Genomic DNA, 15,912 nt, shown 5'->3' with positions numbered 1-15,912 from the left:
GCGGAGCCCAGCGACATATACGTATGAATACATCCCGATCGTACGTATGCTGGGCGCAGTGTCCGCGAAGCGGCCGGGCCCTAGGTGCATGGTACACCTTACCAGCTGAATCAGCGAAGTGTACCTGAGGGCCCGAGCGGGAGAGCAGCGTTACAGGATGTGCCAATCCACGAACGCTCACCACCCTGCCCGCCGAAGGAGTGCGGCGACAGGAGTCGAGCGCGGCGAGTGAACGTTGAGATGCCGGGAACGCAGTTTCGGGCCACGAGGGCGCGGCCAGTGACGAAGGTAGCGTCACGCGCGATCAATGATTTGCGAGGAACCTGAACTCAGATTGTGCCTGATCTAGGAATTCAGCGCTCGGACGATGGATCGCGCGTCGACGCCTCCAACCCTTCTTCTTTTTGACGCGCCGTGATTCAGCTTGGCGCTCGACTCCGCTCCCCACCCTCCCCACATGTCTTCATTTGGGATGTCCTGTAACAAACAAGGATTGTTTCCGCACTCTACAGGATGGCGGGTCGGAAGGCGAGGCTCATGCGAGTGCGGAAAGGATCCGTTGAACGAAGCCGCTACGCGGTGGGTGGGGCTATGGAGATATGGAGGTCGTCGAACTGCGTCGGGATAGCCTGAGGCAGGCGAGATGGCCGGACAAAGCCACCGCAGAGAGAAGCACAGGACTCCGGCACGACGATGTGGGAAGCGTTGAACGGGCTGCGGGCGACGTAGACACAGCCGGGTCCAGCGCCGCCGCTCACGAACGGCCACGTATCAGGATGCGACACGGCGATAGGATGGGTTGGGAGGAGGAGGTCGCTCGAGGACCTGCACACACCGTAGCAGGCCCTGCCTACAGCTGGGACAGATGTGCAGATCACGAGGCCGGAGATCGAGGAAGATCTCATCGCCATCGACGGATCCGGGCTGTGGTTGCACGGCGACTGGCGGCTGCCCGAGCGCCTCGCGAGAGCACGCGAGCAGTCGGGCGCGGCTGGCGTTGGCGAAGATCCCGTAGTAGCGGATACGCACGAAGCCCTTGGGTAGCACGTGCAGCAGGAAGCGGCGGGCGAACTCGTGGAGGGGAAGCGTGAGAGTCCGGGCCCGGCGACCTCGGTAGTCCTTGTAGCGGAAGCGCACCGACTGGTCGTCTACGTGGAGCAGACGATGGTTCGAGATCGCGACTCGGTGCGTGTAGCGTGCCAGGTATTCCAGAACGCGCTTGGGCCCGTCGAAGGGCGGCTTGGCGTAGACGATCCACTCGGTCCGGCAAGCCGCTTTGAGGTAGCGCGCGAACGCCGCGCGTGAGCGGTAGCGGGCAAGCGAACCGTGCAGCTCGAGGCTCCCGTCCTGAAACGCATCCCAAAGCCCTGCGATGAACTTTCCCCGAAACAAACGACTGAGCACACGTACCGGCAGGAAGAACCCTGACCGACACCGACGCCATGTACGGTCGTCTTCCGCTAGGCCGCCCGCTGGGACGACGCAGTGGACGTGCGGATGATGGACCAGCGTCTGGCCCCAGGTATGCAAGACGGCGAAGAACCCGATCCGAGCGCCGAGATGTTTCGGATTCAGGGCGACTTCCTGGAGCGTTCGACCCACAGTACGAAGCAGGAGACTGTAGACGACGCGTGGGTTCTGGAGCGCCAACGGTGCGAGGGTCTGCGGCACCGTGAAGACGACGTGCGCGTAGGGCACAGGCAACACCTCGGCCTGGCGTGCCTCGAGCCAGTCCGCCTGGGCACTACCCTGACACTTCGGACAGTGACGGTTGCGGCACGAGTTGTACGAGATCCTCTGGTGTCCGCAGCTGTCGCATTCCTCGACGTGACCACCCAGGTGTGCAGTCCGGCAGGCGGTGATCGCATCGACGACCGCACGTTGCTCCCAGCTCCAGGCGGGGACCACTCGCTCGGAGTGCGGCGCTTCGCGGCACTTCTGGAGGACCTCGGCAAGCTCGTGCCGAGGTCGCTTGCTCACCTACTCGGTAGGCTCGAACTCCGGGCTCAACGCATCCAGCGGACTCTTGATCGAACGGAGCCGCACCGTGGCCACGTGCGTGTAGATGGCCGTGCTCTGGAGCGACCGGTGACCCAGCAGCGTCTGGATCATCCGCAGATCCGTGCCCGCCTCCAGCAGGTGCGTCGCGTAGCTGTGACGAAGTACATGCGGGGTCACTCGCTTCGTGATCCCTGCTCGCTCACCGGCCACTCTGATCACTCGTTGCACCGCCCGACTGGTGAGTGGCTGTCCCGGAATCTGCCCATCGAACAACCAGGTCCGCGGCCTGTACATACGGCAGTACGCGCGCAGCGTCTCCAGCAATACCACCGACAGGACCACCTGCCGGTCCTTGTCCCCCTTGCCGTGGCGCACCGTGATCACCATCCGGTCACTGTCGATGTCACGAACCTCCAGCCCCAGCACTTCACTGATCCTCAGGCCACCAGCGTACAGCGTCATCGCCAGCGCCCGGTGCTTCAGGTTCTCTAGCGCCTTGAGTAGACGTCCTACCTCGTCCTGGCTCAGCACCACCGGGTCGCGTCGCTTCTCCCGCGGGTACGGGATGTGCGACAACAGTTCCGGCCGGTCCAGCGTCACCCGGTACAGGAACCGTAGTGCCCCCACCGTCTGCTTGAACGCCGAACGAGATACGTCCCGCTCCTCCTTCAGGTAGCGCAGATACCCCCGTATCTCTTCGCGGCCCAGCGTGTCAGGGGATCGCCCGAAGTGCATCGCCATCTCGGCGACGCGCCTGATATAGATCGCCTGCGTCCGCTCTGCGTAGTTCCGGACCCTAAGGTCCCCCTGCATCCTCCGCCGTAGCTTGCTCATCGGTCCCTCCTGGACTCAGTTGCGTTGGGGCACGCAATCTACTCGCCCAGTCCTCCGGACCTCTGTCCATCGCATGGGAACCACCACCTACCGCGAACCACCACCACCCACCGCGTAGCGGTTTAGTTCAACGGATAACTCACGAACCCTATCGCCTATTGGGCCTGACAGCCACAATCGCGAAGGTCGCGAAACCGAGTGCAACGCGCTCTAAGGCGTACCCTTGGCAAGCGTCACTAACGCCAGCCCGGGAACGTCTCGGAAGTCCTCGACGTTGAGCGTCCAGAGTCTAGACCGCCAGACGAGGGCGCTCGCGGCGATGGCAAGGTCAACCTCACGACCTCGACTCCGGGGAAGCTCTTGATACAGTCGGGCTGCGAGATGCGCCTCGTCGGGGCCGAAGGGAAGCGCTTCCCGGGAAGGGAACAGCGCCTCCTGGGCGTCGATCTCCTCGGGAATGCGGGGCCCTCGCTTCCACTCATACAGAACGAGCGCCGGCAAGGCGATCCGCTCACCCTCGGCGATCGCATCACGAAGTGCCTCCCGCATCGACCCCCCGGCCCCCAAACCTTCGACCAGAACCGATGTGTCGAGCAAGATCACCGCGGGCCCAGGCTGCCTCGGCCTCCCTCCTTGCGGGCAGTACGCACGTCGTCGAGCTCCTGCTCGACCTCCGCCCGCGGCCGGTCCGGGATCCGTGCGGTGACCTCGGCGAACAACTCGAGCAGCCGGGCTCGCTCCTCGCTGGAGAGTCGGCCAGCCTGCTCGCCATAGATCCGTATCGCCTCGCGAACGACCCGACTCTTGGACATGCGTAGCCGTTCGGCGGTGCGGTCGAGGTAGGAAGCCGTCTCCTCGTCCAACGTGAAGGTGACCTTGATCATCGGCTCGCTATGATCGTGAGTAAGAGTATGATATGGGAGTATGGAGATATGGTAGTATGGTAGTATGGCGTACAATGCGTCAATCCGCGGGCGTCGCTTCCTTGTACGCGCCCCCTTCCGGCCTACTCGGTCCGCAGCGCCTCCACCGGGTCGATGCGAGACGCCCGCCGGGCGGGAAGCCACGTGGCGAGGGTCGCCACGAGGGTCAGTAACAAGGCGGTACCGCCAAAGGTCATCGGATCCGTCGTGCTGACCCCATAGAGGATCGATTCGAGCGCACGACTCATGCCCCACGCGCCGAGCAGCCCGAGTCCTATGCCCCAGCCCGTGAGCCGCAGTCCGTCCGCGACCACGCCCTTGAGGACCGTGGCGGCCGGGGCACCCAGCGCCATGCGCACACCGATCTCCTGTGTGCGCTGGCCCACGATGTACGAGATGACCCCGTAGATGCCGACGGTGCCGAGCAGCAGCGCTACCGCAGCCGCGATGCCGAGCAAGATCACCGTAAACGAAGCAGCCGCCATCGCTTCGCGCACGACGGCTTCTACCGTGCGAGGGTTGATCATGGGCAGGCGCGGGTCGACGGCCCTCATGGCTTCACGGGCCACGGCAATGGCATCGAGCGGGTCACCGGCAACTCGGACGACGACGTCCACGGACCGGACGGGGGCGGGTTCTTCCGCGGTGCCCGCGATGATGGGTAGATACGCCAACGGCAGCGGCTCATCCTCCACGCCGTCGAAGCGCACGTCGGCGGCGACGCCCACGACTTCCCAAGAGTTCTCACTGCCCTGGCTCTGAATGCGGCGGCCGACCGCCGCCCGATTCGGCCAGAACGCTTTGGCGAGGGTGGCATTGATCACCACGCCCCTGAATTCATCACCCTGGTCGCCCCACTCGAGCGCGCGCCCATGGGTGATCGTGATGCGCATCGCATCGAAGTATCCGGGCGTAACGCTGCGCTGCTCCACGAGCGGTCCGAGCTCGTTTTCGGGAAAGGGTTGGTCCTCCGGCTCCATGGGCCCCGCCGACTTGGCGCCTGTGAGCGGGAGACCGTTGATCATGCCCACCCCCTGGACGCCGGGCGTCTGCGACAGTTGGTCTGTGAGCTGTCGATGGAAGGCCAGGACCTGCGTCGCCTCGGGGTACTCGGCCTCGGGCAGTGCGAAGCGGTACGTCATCGAACCCGCCGGATGGAAGCCCAAATCCACGGTGCCGAGCGCGACGAAGCTCCGCAGCATCAACCCCGAGCCCACCAGAAGTACCAGAGCCAGGGCGACTTGTGCGACGACGAGCCCGCTCCGCATCCGATGCCGCTCTCTCCCGGTAGTGGAGGCTCGCCCACCGTCCTTGAGAGAGTACGACAGGTCCCGACGTCCGTAGCGGAACGCGGGGAAGAGTCCGAAGAGGACGCCCGACACCACGGAGATCACGGCCGTGAACACGAGCACGCTCCCGTCGATGCCGGGCTGCAGCGCCTGCGGAAGCTCGGCAGGCGCGATCCTGAGTAGCCCCTGCACGCCGACCCACGCAAGCCCGAGCCCCAGAAGTCCTCCCCCGATAGCGAGCGTCAGCGATTCGGTGAGGTACTGCCGAATCAGGTCTGAGCGGCTCGCGCCCAAAGCCGCGCGCACCGCCTGCTCCCTCTGACGCGCTTCGGCGCGCACCAGGAAAAGGTTGGCGACGTTGGCGCACGCGATGACAAGCACGAATCCGACGGTTCCGAGCAACACCCACAGCACCTGCCGCACGTCCTGCACGAAGAGGTCCTTGAGCGGCTTCACGTCAGCCGCTAGGCCGGCCTGCTCCACGATGTCCGCCGGGAGCGCGTCCGGATACCCTTCGATGAACTGCATCAGCAGGTTTTGCATCTCGACGTTGGCGGACTCGATCGTCGCGCCCTCAGCGAGCCGTGCGGTCCCGATGAGTCCCAGCGAGCCCACATTCGGCTCGGTCTCGATCAGGAGCGGAATCCACAAATCCTCGTCCCCGAAGGATGCTTCATCGGGCATGACGCCGACCACTCGCCGTTGCACGCCGTTCATCTCGACGACCCGGCCGACAACGGATGGGTCTTCTCCGAACGTCTGCTCGTAGAGGCCGTATCCGAGAACCGCGACCGGCTCGGCACCGGGTCGGTCCTCTCCCTCGATGAAGCCTCGACCCAGCAAAGGCTGAATGCCGATCACGTCGAAGTACTGATGCGTGACCTGACTGGAGGTCAGTTGTTGGGGCTCGCCGTCGGTGATCAGGTTGACGTTGCCCTTGCTGAACACCGCGAACGACTCGAGCGCCTTCGCGTTCTCCAGGTAGTACAGATACATGGCAGCGGAATGAGGGATTAGCGGAACGTTCACGCCCAAGCCCGGCGCTTCGTGGTTGTAACTGACCACTCGCTCGGGCTCGGGAAACGGCAGTGGGTTGATGAGCACGGCGTCGACCACGCTGAAGATCGCCGTGTTCGCACCGATCCCGACCGCCAGGGTGACCCCCGCCAACGCCGTGAACAGCGGCTTCCGAATCAGACCCCGTACAGCCGTCCGTATATCTCGCCACATCGCGTCCATCGTCCACCCTTCCGTTCTCAGGTACCACGCGTCGGACAGCGCGCCCCACGCGTGTGACATCGTTCCGTCGTGCGCCGCGAGCTCGGCCAGCCACTCTTCCGTCCAATCCGCGCGCTCGTGCGCGGGGACGAGCACCGAGGTCAGGCGGACCCAGGCACGCGCAACGTTCATCCTGCCTCTGCCGACGGCGCCTGCGGGATCGCTCCGAGCAGGCGACGCGCCTCTTCCAGCTTTTGCTCCGCGGCGGGGAGCGCATCCCTGCCCAGAGGCGTGAGCTCGTACGTGCGCCGCCTGGGACGCCCTTCGTCATGTGCGACCGAGGCGTCCTCCCAACGCGACCTGAGACAACCCGCCTTCTCGAGGCGTCTGAGAGCGGGATACGCCGTACCGCTGGGCAGCGCACACGTCTCCATGACGTCGAAGCCGTAGCGATGGCCGGCGGCCACCGCCCGCAAAACGAGAGCTGTCACCTGCGTCATCCGTACCGTCACTCGAAGCTCCAGTGCAACATCGCGCGCGGGCTTCATCCGGGCACGCGCACCCCATTGCAGTTTTCTACATAGCATACGCCGCTAGCTCTTGGAAGGTTTCACGGCGCTTAACGGATCGCGCGGGTCACGACTCCGAGTATGTGGTGAGGGACCACTTCGAGGACGCCCATGCTACCACGCGATGGATACGCTGCGAACGCTGCAACCAAGGCTTCAGGAAGGGCGGCCAGCGATCGTGCGTGCAATGGAGCAGATCGAAAACGTCCTAACAGAAGATCAGTGGGACAATGGTCCCCGCCGCGCTGAAAGAATCCAGTCGGGCGTGGCATCCGGTGAGGTGCGTGAGAGTATGGGTCGATGACCGTCGACCCCAACCGAGAGCTGAAAAGAGGGGGGAGAAGATGATGAGGAGTGGTGCGAACGTACCGCTTCCTCGGGCTCGGCTCCGCGTGCGCACTCATCTGAGTGTTTTGATCGCGGCGTTGTGCCTCAGTGGAAGCTTGAGCCCGGCGGCAGCGCAGTCGAGAGATATCACCGGCACCGTTCGGGACTCGCTCAACAATGAGACTCTGCCCAACGCGGTCGTGTCGTTGGTGGGAGAGTCGTTGCGGACCCTGACCGACGAATTCGGTCGCTTTACGCTCGTCAACGTGACGTTCGGCGACCACACGATGCGGGTCGAGTTCCTCGGCTACTCGGTGTTCGAGATGGCCATCACCGGTTCCGAAGCCGCGCCGGTCACGATTCTGATGTCTCCGCAGGTCATCGAGCTCGAGGGCGTCACCGTGGAGACGAGCACGGAAATCCTGAAGGCAGCCGAGGAAATCAGCACGATCACGATGTCACCGAGGAATCTCGTCAAACTGCCTTCACTCGGAGAGACCGACATCTTCCGGGCATTGCAGCTCCTACCCGGCGTCTCTGGCACGAACGACGCGACTTCGGGCCTCTTCATCCGGGGTGGTACGCCGGACGAGAACCTCGTCCTGCTCGACGGTATGACGGTGTACCACGTCGATCACTTCTTCGGCGTCTTCAGCGCGTTTAATGCGGACGCCATCAAAGACATCCGTCTCTACAAGGGCGGCTTCCCCGCTAAATACGGGGGCCGCACTTCGAGTGTCGTCGAGATGATCGGGAAGTCGGGCGACAACCAGAACTTCAACATGTCGGGCGGCATGAACATGCTCAGCGGCCGGGTGCTGACCGAGGTACCGCTCGGTGGAAAAGGCTCGTGGCTGGTGTCGGCTCGACGCTCCTACACCGACGTGATTCGGACTGGCCTGTACAACAGCATCTTCAACACGCTCGAAGGCGCCGCGGAAGAAGACGCGGCTCCCGCAGGTCCCGGGGGTGGTCGTGGTGGTGGCCGGGGTGGAGGCTTCGGCAACTTCCAGCAGCAGTCCATCCAGCCGGACTTCTTCTTCTACGATGTGAACTCGAAGCTGACGTTCACGCCCACGGACCGCGACGTGCTAGCATTGTCCGTATACGCCGGTGAGGACAAGCTCGACGAGTCTTCGCTGGGACAGGAGATCACCGGCCAAAACGGACAGACTCGTACCACCCCCGACCGGGTCGATGTCTCGAATTGGGGGAACCGCGGTGCGAGTGGGCGTTGGTCGCGAGCGTGGAACAGCCGCTTCACGAGCGACGCGCTGGTGGCGTACTCGAAGTACTTCAGCGAGGCATCGCTCGACGTCGCCTCGACGCGGTTCGCGCGCGGGTTCCGGGAGGACAACCGGGTCACCGACTTCACCGCGAGGCTCGACAATTCGTGGCGTCTGTCCCAGGCGTCGGACCTGGAATTCGGATTGCAGACGACGAGCACAGAAGTGCTGTATGAGTTCCAGCAGCTCCAGGGTGACTCGGTACGCGGCGGGCTGAACCTGGGCGGGACCGGGACACTCAACTCTGCATATGCACAGCACCGTTGGCTTCCGTCCGATCGCTTCGATGTCACGGTGGGTCTAAGGGCCTCAGCATATGACCAGACGGACGACCTGTATTGGGAACCGCGTGCGTCCGTCCAGTTCAAGGTCAGCAACCGCGTGCGTCTCAAGGGCGCTTGGGGTCAGTACCACCAGTTCGTGAAGCGTGTCGAGAACGAGGACGTGCTCGAGGGCAGTCGCGACTTCTGGGTTCTCGCGGGTGACGACCTGGATCCATCGTACGCCGAACACCGGATCGTGGGAGCCAGCTACGACACCGACGACTGGCTCTTCGATGTAGAGGCGTACCAAAAGGATCTGGACGGCGTCTCTCAGTTCTCCACCCGGCTCCGCCGGACTCCCAACCAAGCACTCGACGATCTGTTCTTTTCCGGTATCGGCCAGGCTCGGGGCGTCGAAGTCCTCGTGCAGAAGAAGCGCGGCAGGCTGACCGGATGGGTCGGGTATACGCTCGCCGAGGTCGAGTATGAGCTCGCCGACTTCAACGACGGGAACCCCTTCCCGGCCAGCCACGATCAGCTACACGAGTTCAAGACCGTGGCCATGTACCAGGCGGGTCCGTTCACGCTGTCGAGCACGTGGGTATACGGTTCCGGGAAGCCCTACACGATTCCCGAGGCGCAGTATCCGATCCATCTGCTCGACGGTCGCACGTTCACCTATATCCACGTCGGTGAGAAGAACGGTCAGCGGCTCCCCGCGTACCATCGGCTCGATGTCGCCGCGACGCGCCGCTTCGAGACCGCGACCCTCTTCTACGAGTTGAACGTTTCGCTCTTCAACGCTTACGGGCGAAACAACATTTGGTACCGCCAATTCGATCTTTCGGAAGTCCCCATGCTCGTCACGGACATCACGACGCTCGGCTTCACGCCGAGCATCGGGCTCCGTGTCGGCATGCGCTGAGGAGGATGACCATGTACGACTGCATCAAGGGGCGTCCCACGGCGCTGCCGCTGCTAACGCTATCGCTACTCTCCATGACGCTGGCCGCGTGCGAGTCGGACCTGGAGTTCATCGCACCGGACCCGGACATCTTCGTGGTCCAGCTGTTCCTTTTCGCCGACGAGCCGGTTACCGACGCCACGGTTACGGGCGTGCTACCGATCGATGCCGATTCGACTGAAGTGGCTCCCGTCATTTCCGACGCAACGATCACGCTCGTTCGTGACGGTGTTCGCTTCGAGCTCGTGGCGACACCCGGAGAGCCCGGACGCTACAGCTATCCGGGCAGCGACCTGCTCATCGGGGTCGGGGACGTATTCCAACTCGAAGCCGTCGTCAACGGGAAGATGGCCACGGCCGAGACCGTCGTCCCCCTACCCCCGGTGGGGCTTGTGCTGTCCGCAGACAGCTTGGAGGCTCCGACCTTCGGCGGGGGCCGCGGAGGCCGCGGAGGCGGTGCCGGCTTACAAGCCGGCATCACGGCAAGGTGGAGCAATGCGAACCGCCAGCTCCACTTCGTGGTGATCGACAACCTCGAGTTGAACCCTGAGATCCTTCCGACGACTGAGATCTTCTCGAGGTTCGCTGCGCGCATCGTGCAGCAGCCTACGGCGGCGGACAGCTCGGTCGTGCGCATACTCACGCTGACCCACTACGGGCAGCACCGGCTGAAGCTGTACCGCGTGAACGACGAGTACGCCGACCTGTACGAAGGCCTAGAGCAGGACTCACGCGATCTCAACGAGCCGCCGTCCAACATCCACGGCGCGCTCGGGGTGTTCTCCGCGTTCAGCGCGGACAGCGCGTTCTTCCGGGTGCATTGATTCGGTGACCGGGTGGGACGACGGTTCCGCCGGCGGTCGCCTAAGCTACCGCCGGCGACCGCCTCCCCCGCCCCGCGCCGCACCCACGCCGCGTGACCCGAGGCGGTACATGACTTTCAGCATCACGTACCGGCCGAGGGACTCGGTGCGCCGCTCCTGGATGAAGCTCGTTCCGGTGGTGTACGCCACGCCCTTGTTCTGGTCGAGAATGTCGAATCCGACCAACTCCAACTCCACGCGGTTGTCCATCGCGAGTTTCGAAATCGAAGCCTGAAGCATCGCGACGTTCCGGTCGCCCGCTCCGAAGACATCCTCGTCGTAGAGCCGGTAGTTGAGGGTCGCCGAGAAGGTCCATCCGGCCCCGTAGTGGAGCATCCCGTTCCCGTAGAAGGTCTTGTCCAGGTAGCCCTGGTTGAGCTCCTGGTTGAGGGAGTTCTCGACATCGTTGAAGGAGAAGCGCGCACCCGCACGCACGTCGAAGAGGTCCTTGTTCCGATTGTCGATGCTGGCGTCGATCGTGTTTCTCAACACCGTGCTGTTGTTCTCCAACCCGTTCAGGATCTCCACACCACGCGTGTAGTTGAACGTGTAATTCAGATTGATCCGCGCACCGACGGAACGGATCGGTCGCCCGTAGGTCACTCCGCCGTTCGTCGACCAGCTGTGGTCGATGTTGACAGGCATGACGGTCTGGAGCGCCTGTTCGTCGATCACCCTCGACTGGACGATGTCGTCGCTGGTGTACGAGAACCGCAAATACGTGAACAGGTTCACGAACGAGAACTGATCGAAGAACCGATAGTCGGCATTGAACGAGTGAGAGTACTCCGGCGTCAGGTTGGGATTCCCGACATAGGTGCGGATCGGGTTCGTATTGTCGGCGAACGGCTGCAGCTCCGTCATCGACGGCTCCCGCGTCGACGTCGTATACCGGAAGTTCAGTGTCTTGGCGTCGTTGAGCTGGATCCGGAAGTTCGCGGAGGGCAGGACGTGTGTGTACCCGTTCTCGATATGCTCGTCGCGATCGAGGATCGTGCCGTCCAGCTTCGACGCCTGCACCTGCAGGCCAACCACGAAGCGCGTGTCTGCGGTGTTTCGGTTGAAGCGGAAGCCGCCGCGCAGGTAGCTGTACGTGCGCTCGAAGCCGGAGCTCAGGAGGTCGTTGAAGACGGGTGTCCCGGTCCCGATGTCGAAGACGGAGTTGTTCTGGTCCTCATTCACTGCTCGGCGCTCGCCGAACACCTCGAAGATTCCCCGTTCCCCCACCGGCTGCGTGAGCGAGAGCCGCTGGGAGAGAGACAGAGTCCGACCGGTTCGCGACTGCTGCTGGATCAAATCCTGCATGATGAGATCGCCGTCCCTGTTGGCGATACCCGTCGTGGTTTCCAGATCCCCGTACAGCTCCGGCTCCTGGATGCTCGTAGTCGCCTCGGCCACGAGCGATCTGCCGTTCTCCGCCAGCCGCTTTCGCCAGGTCAGGCGCGCGGATCCGCCGAGATCGTTGCCCTCGACCACGTTGTTGCTGAGTCCGGTGTTCTGGACCCGGCCGTCGAGAGTCGTCGTCTCGCTGGACTGGAGGCTCGTCATGGACGACGACCCGACATTCAGATTCCCGCGGAGCCTGAGGTCATGCCCGTCCGAGAACGCATACTGCGCGTTCAAGTTGACGCGGTGCGTCGTGTTGGCGGTGACCTGATCCGCCGCCGCGTTCTGGAGGGCCGCCGCGTTGGACCCCAAGAGCTGTTGCTGCTGTGTCGTCTGCCGCTGGACATTGTCCAGCCCAGTGTAGAAGTAGCTGCTGCGAATCCAGCGGTCGTCGGAGAAGTCGTGGTTCGCGTTCAGACCCAAGGACATCGTCTCGGTAAAGCCGTCGTTTCTTCCTCCCCCGAGTTGAATACCGCCCTGGCCTCCGCCATCACGGTCGCCTGCGCCACCACGACCGCCGCCGCCGCCACGGTTACCCCCGCGGGCCAATCCCTGAGCGCCACCGCTGAAGTTCACGAAGTTGCCCCATGCGAAGCCCGCCTCGTTCACGTTGTTCGCGTTCCCGAGCAGCGCGAGCTGTGTGGTCGGCGAAAAACGATTGATGTTGAGCGATTCGTTGTACCGGGTGCGGCCGTCAGGTTGGGCTTCGATCACCGCGGCCGGCTCGAGTCCGCCCCCGAGCCCGCCAACAGCCTGGCCGAAGTAACCTCTCCGGGCATCCTCGCGGAGCTGGAGGTTGATCGTTCGCTCCTCCTGGCCGTCGGCGATGCCGGTGAACTCGGCCATGTCGGACTGTTTGTCATAGACCTGAATGCGCTCGATGGCATCTGCAGGGAGGTTTCTCGTCGCGATCGTCGGGTCACTACCGAAAAACTCCTTCCCATCGACCAGGACGTTCCGGACCTCCTCGCCCTGCGCCCGGATGGTCCCGTCGGGATCCACCTCGATCCCCGGCAGCCGAGCGAGCAGCTCTTCGACCGTGGCGTTCGGGCGCGTCACGAAGGCCCGCGCGTTGTAGTCGAGTGTGTCACGTCGGTTCACGAACGGGACGTGGTCCACGCTGACCACGAGCGCATCCATCTCGACGGCCAACACCTCCAACTTGATCGTCCCCGCGTCGACGTCCGCCGTGGTGATGGAAAATGCTCGACGCACCGTTTGATGACCGACCATCGTGATCTGGAGGAGGTACTCTCCGGCGGGCACCCGGCTCAACGTGAATGAGCCGTTCCCGTTGCTCAGTGAGAACTTGATCAGCAAGGAGTCGGGGAGGGCCAGCGCCACGACCATCGCGCCATCGATTCCTCCACCTGTCGAGTCGGCCACGATACCCCGGACGTCGTACGTCTCCTGGGCCCCAGCAGACGGCGCCACCATGAAAAGGAGGCCGACCGTCGCTACGGCGACGAGGCCGCGTCCCGGCACGGAAGAAGCTCGACCCAAGGCCGGCACGCATCGGAGGAGATTCATTCTCGGATTCTCCGCTGTGTGGCCCGCAGCTCCTCGAGCTTCTCGGCCACAATCTCCTCGTATTCCTCTCTCGTCACTCCATCGCCCTCGGTAGGCCTCACGATGACTCCTTCGGCGATCGGACTCATCGAGACCCCTGTGGCTGTGTATTGCACCTGTCCGTCGTCGATCGAAACGACGAGAATCATCCCGGGCAACCCGCCGAATGTCGCGGGCCCACCCTGGACCGGGATCTGCGGAGTAAACCAGGCTTCGATCACGGAGCTGTCCTGCACAGCCGTCGCCTTCTGCACGACGTACCCGAGGAACTCAGCCTGTTCGCTGGTCAGCTTCCATGAGTAGGTCGGACGTTCGTCGGCGATAATGAAGGAGCGCCCCAACAGCTGCCGGGCCTCCACGATCGTGCCTTCGTCGTACCGAGTGTAGGCCTCGACCAACGTCTCCTGGGCGTTCCGAGACGCAGAGCCCATCCGAGCCCGACGCGCGAAGCCCCCACCTCCGGCGCCGCCCCCACGTCCATCGAAGCCGCCCCGGCCTCGGCCGCCCTCTGGGGCCACCCGTGGAACCGGCTTCATCAGAGACTCGGTACTGTTGAACAACAAGACGAACTGACTCACACGTTCCGTCGGCATCGCCCCACGGCCTCCACCCCTGTTTCCACCACGTGCTTCGAAGCGGGCACGCATCTCTTCCGACATCTCGAATTCGACACGAACCGAATGCGTGAACGCGATGCTGCCCTCCTGCGCCGACAGCGCGGACGGGAGAAGCGCGAGAAGTCCTAGTGTCATCCCTAGAAGCATGGCGGCCCTCGACGGTGGTCTCTCTCTACCAAGACAAAGACCCCGCGAGCCGCAGTTTCGTTAAGTGCCGTTGGCGTTGGTCGGCCGTAGTCTGCTTAGCGTGACGAGGTGACCCTAGCGACTCGTATGCGCGCTCCTTCCTCGGTGGAGACCCGATGGTGGCGGGCGTGGGAGCGAGCCCCTTCGAGCGGGGGCTCAGCCTGACAGCAGTCGATCGCCACCTCGACGCCGGTGTCGCCTACAAGCGCCAGCTCACGGTCGTGCCGAACAATGCCGACGCCTACTAAGAACGCCCCGCCGCCCCGGGGCGGTGGGGGCGTGCACTAGCTCTTGGCGCTCCGTGAAGGCCTCCTTCGCCCTCACGAAGTTGGCCTACATCGAGAACCATCCACCGCCTGGGGGACCTTGCCACGCCTTAGGACGATAACTCCCAAAGGACAGCATGCTCGAGCCCCTTGTCCTTCCCCTTGGTAGAGACTTTGCTCCATCCTACGATCAGGCCCGCGTTGTTGATCGCGCTTGCGCTGCTCGTCCCGCGCCCAGTGAGGGCTCCAAGTTCAACGGGCACGAGTCCATCGGACACTCGCCACACGTGGGCTCGCGGCTTCTGGCCGATCTGACCCACGACCTCACCCTCGCTGTTCACGTCGAAGGCGTATGACGACGGGTCGAGGTCGTCGACGTCGACGATGACCGAGTTACTTGACAGGTGCACGGTCCATAGTGTCGCCCGGTAGTCCCCCGAGTCGTTTCCCTGTTGCCCAGCAACATACACGATATCGTCCACCCGATCGCTCACACCGTATGCGTAGCTCCAGTCGTACACAGGCCCACCGCCGAGCAGGATGGGGTCCGCAAATGAATTGAGGGGGTCGAGCCAGATCGCGGCGTGGACCTCTCCCGAAGCATCGTCCCTGGCCCTCCCAACGACGTGTCCGTCCGAGTTGATGCCGAACGCTAAGGTCCCTCCCTTAAGGTCGTGAAACGTCCCGTCCCAGATGAATCCTACGGGACCCGTGCTTTGGACCCTGTACCCTACGACCGTGCCGTCATCGTTGATATCCTGGGCCCGGGCGGTCTCATCGTCGAGGTGAGTGACCTCCGCGTCATTGGGCACGAAGGTGAGCAGGAAGGAGCCGCCTCCCTGTAACCCGACCACCGCCCCCAGATCGTTGATGGCGGTGGCCCACCTCAGATTCTCCTCCGTTACGAGCGTATTTAGGTCCACCGGGCTCTCGCGATTGTCTGGGCCCCAGAAGACGGCACGTCTACCCGAGGATGAGTCGCTCCGTCCGACGATTTCACCCGCGTCATTGATGTCGGTAGCCCAGCTATTCCCGCTCAGTGAGCCGAGATCCGTCGCGGTCACGCTCAGATCCGGGTCCCCTCCCGGCGGTCCGGGCTTTCCCCCTTTCGCGAAGGCAGGAGCAAGGCCGTCAGGACTGAGCGGGCCCTCGCTGCAAGCTGAGAGACACAAGACCGAACCGGTGACGAGGATCGCCTGCCAGAGTTTCATCCTATTCCTCCCGCTTCGCGGGGACTCACCTGCCCCCCGTGGATTGTGCGTTAACGCCACCGTCAGCCGTCGCGGTTCACCGTGATGGTCGGTGCCCCAGCAGTAGGCGACGTCGTCAGTAGCTCACCGTGTGAGTATTT

Annotated in this window: 11 protein-coding genes; 2 read left to right on the top strand and 9 right to left on the bottom strand. The window is 63.7% G+C overall.

What is annotated here, in order from left to right:
- Positions 1-771 precede the first annotated feature (771 nt).
- The 6 genes from IIB36_02715 to IIB36_02690 form a co-directional block, all read right to left on the bottom strand.
- A complete protein-coding gene (locus tag IIB36_02715; protein MCH7530657.1) occupies positions 772-1,980 on the bottom strand; it encodes an IS91 family transposase in 1,209 nt (402 codons plus the stop codon).
- Complete coding sequence (locus IIB36_02710; GenBank protein ID MCH7530656.1) at positions 1,981-2,814, bottom strand: site-specific integrase; 834 nt, start codon at positions 2,812-2,814, stop codon at positions 1,981-1,983.
- A gap of 231 nt (positions 2,815-3,045) precedes the next feature.
- Complete coding sequence (locus IIB36_02705; protein ID MCH7530655.1) at positions 3,046-3,432, bottom strand: type II toxin-antitoxin system VapC family toxin; 387 nt, start codon at positions 3,430-3,432, stop codon at positions 3,046-3,048.
- Between the two features lie 2 nt (positions 3,433-3,434).
- Complete coding sequence (locus IIB36_02700) at positions 3,435-3,719, bottom strand: ribbon-helix-helix protein, CopG family (GenBank protein MCH7530654.1); 285 nt, start codon at positions 3,717-3,719, stop codon at positions 3,435-3,437.
- 122 nt (positions 3,720-3,841) lie between these two features.
- Positions 3,842-6,457, bottom strand: coding sequence for an ABC transporter permease (locus tag IIB36_02695; protein MCH7530653.1), 2,616 nt, complete (start codon positions 6,455-6,457; stop codon positions 3,842-3,844).
- The gene (locus tag IIB36_02690; GenBank protein ID MCH7530652.1) at positions 6,454-6,765 is read right to left on the bottom strand and encodes a helix-turn-helix transcriptional regulator; all 312 of its coding nucleotides are present in this window, start codon (positions 6,763-6,765) and stop codon (positions 6,454-6,456) included. The genes IIB36_02695 and IIB36_02690 overlap by 4 nt, the downstream gene beginning before the upstream one ends.
- Before the next feature lie 413 nt (positions 6,766-7,178).
- Here IIB36_02690 and IIB36_02685 point away from each other — a divergent pair, with 413 nt between their 5' ends.
- Both IIB36_02685 and IIB36_02680 read left to right on the top strand, forming a co-directional pair.
- A complete protein-coding gene (locus IIB36_02685) occupies positions 7,179-9,635 on the top strand; it encodes a TonB-dependent receptor (GenBank protein MCH7530651.1) in 2,457 nt (818 codons plus the stop codon).
- 11 nt (positions 9,636-9,646) lie between these two features.
- A complete protein-coding gene (locus tag IIB36_02680; protein MCH7530650.1) occupies positions 9,647-10,498 on the top strand; it encodes a DUF4249 family protein in 852 nt (283 codons plus the stop codon).
- 45 nt (positions 10,499-10,543) lie between these two features.
- On the opposite strand, the gene IIB36_02675 is transcribed toward IIB36_02680, so the two are convergent.
- From IIB36_02675 to IIB36_02665, 3 genes are all read right to left on the bottom strand, one after another.
- Positions 10,544-13,453, bottom strand: coding sequence for a TonB-dependent receptor (locus IIB36_02675; GenBank protein ID MCH7530649.1), 2,910 nt, complete (start codon positions 13,451-13,453; stop codon positions 10,544-10,546).
- Positions 13,450-14,256, bottom strand: coding sequence for a GLPGLI family protein (locus IIB36_02670; GenBank protein ID MCH7530648.1), 807 nt, complete (start codon positions 14,254-14,256; stop codon positions 13,450-13,452). Before IIB36_02670 ends, IIB36_02675 begins: the two co-directional genes overlap by 4 nt.
- Before the next feature lie 415 nt (positions 14,257-14,671).
- On the bottom strand, positions 14,672-15,772 hold the full coding sequence (locus IIB36_02665) for a hypothetical protein (protein MCH7530647.1): 1,101 nt from the start codon (positions 15,770-15,772) through the stop codon (positions 14,672-14,674).
- Positions 15,773-15,912 lie beyond the last annotated feature (140 nt).

The organism is Gemmatimonadota bacterium (assembly GCA_022560615.1).
Taxonomy (GTDB): domain Bacteria; phylum Gemmatimonadota; class Gemmatimonadetes; order Longimicrobiales; family Gaopeijiaceae; genus UBA1138.
Note: the sequence above shows the minus strand (reverse complement) of the source record. Positions and strands in the feature narration are given on the sequence as shown.

Excerpts from the sequence above, each read along its gene's own strand:
- IIB36_02710 (MCH7530656.1), bottom strand. The coding sequence starts at position 2,814 with ATGCAGGGGGACCTTAGGGTCCGGAACTACGCAGAGCGGACGCAGGCG.
- IIB36_02700 (MCH7530654.1), bottom strand. The coding sequence starts at position 3,719 with ATGATCAAGGTCACCTTCACGTTGGACGAGGAGACGGCTTCCTACCTC.
- IIB36_02695 (MCH7530653.1), bottom strand. The coding sequence starts at position 6,457 with ATGAACGTTGCGCGTGCCTGGGTCCGCCTGACCTCGGTGCTCGTCCCC.
- IIB36_02690 (MCH7530652.1), bottom strand. The coding sequence starts at position 6,765 with ATGACGCAGGTGACAGCTCTCGTTTTGCGGGCGGTGGCCGCCGGCCAT.
- IIB36_02685 (MCH7530651.1), top strand. The coding sequence starts at position 7,179 with ATGATGAGGAGTGGTGCGAACGTACCGCTTCCTCGGGCTCGGCTCCGC.
- IIB36_02680 (MCH7530650.1), top strand. The coding sequence starts at position 9,647 with ATGTACGACTGCATCAAGGGGCGTCCCACGGCGCTGCCGCTGCTAACG.
- IIB36_02675 (MCH7530649.1), bottom strand. The coding sequence starts at position 13,453 with ATGAATCTCCTCCGATGCGTGCCGGCCTTGGGTCGAGCTTCTTCCGTG.
- IIB36_02670 (MCH7530648.1), bottom strand. The coding sequence starts at position 14,256 with ATGCTTCTAGGGATGACACTAGGACTTCTCGCGCTTCTCCCGTCCGCG.
- IIB36_02665 (MCH7530647.1), bottom strand. The coding sequence starts at position 15,772 with ATGAAACTCTGGCAGGCGATCCTCGTCACCGGTTCGGTCTTGTGTCTC.